Genomic DNA, 781 nt, shown 5'->3' with positions numbered 1-781 from the left:
TTGCCAGCCATGTCGCAATTTCGCCGGAGGCCAGGCGGCAGCGAAGGCCGACCTACGGCGCCAAGATCAGGGATGCGCTGGTGGCCTTGTGGGAGGTCTCGGATCGAATCTGCGGCAAGCGGCTGAAGGTAATGATTCCGACGTTGCTGCCTTCGCTGGAGCGGCATGGCCGGCTCAAGCTCGACCAGGCCGATCGAGCGCTGGTGCTCGGCGTGAGTGCAGCCACGATTGATCGCCTGCTGGTCGAGACCAAAATTGCCGCGGCCGGCGGTAAGCGCCGGCGGGTCGGGTTTTATTCGGCGGTCCGCCGTGAAGTGCCGATCCGGACGTTCAATGACTGGCACGATCCGCCGCCGGGGTTCTGCGAGGTCGACATGGTGGCGCATGGCGGCACATCTGTAGCTGGCTCGTTCATTCAGACGTTGACGATGGTCGACGTCGCGACTGGTTGGACCGAGTGCATGCCGTTGGTGACGCGCGAGGGCGGCCTCGTCGTGCGGGCGATGGAGCGCGCGCAGAGCCTCTTTCCCTGGGTCATTCGCGGCGCCGATTTTGACAATGACAGCGCATTCATGAACGACGTCGTCGTGCCCTGGTGTCGCGCGCAAAAGATCGAGGTGACACGCTCGCGCGCCTACAAGAAGAATGATCAGGCCTTCGTCGAGCAGAAGAACGGCGCGGTCGTCCGGCGACTCGTGGGGTACGGTCGCTTCGATGGTGTCGAGACGACGCGCGTGCTTGAACGTTTGTATGCTGCATCTCGGCTGCACACCAACTTCTT

The 781-nt window shown here is 63.3% G+C and carries 1 protein-coding gene; it reads left to right on the top strand.

Annotated features, from left to right (window positions below; genetic code table 11):
• Window positions 1–781 (top strand): integrase catalytic domain-containing protein (locus ACZIRK_RS45325; protein WP_474419857.1); only part of this gene is annotated, 781 nt, incomplete at both ends.

The organism is Bradyrhizobium sp. Leo114 (genome assembly GCF_055229415.2).
Note: the sequence above shows the minus strand (reverse complement) of the source record. Positions and strands in the feature narration are given on the sequence as shown.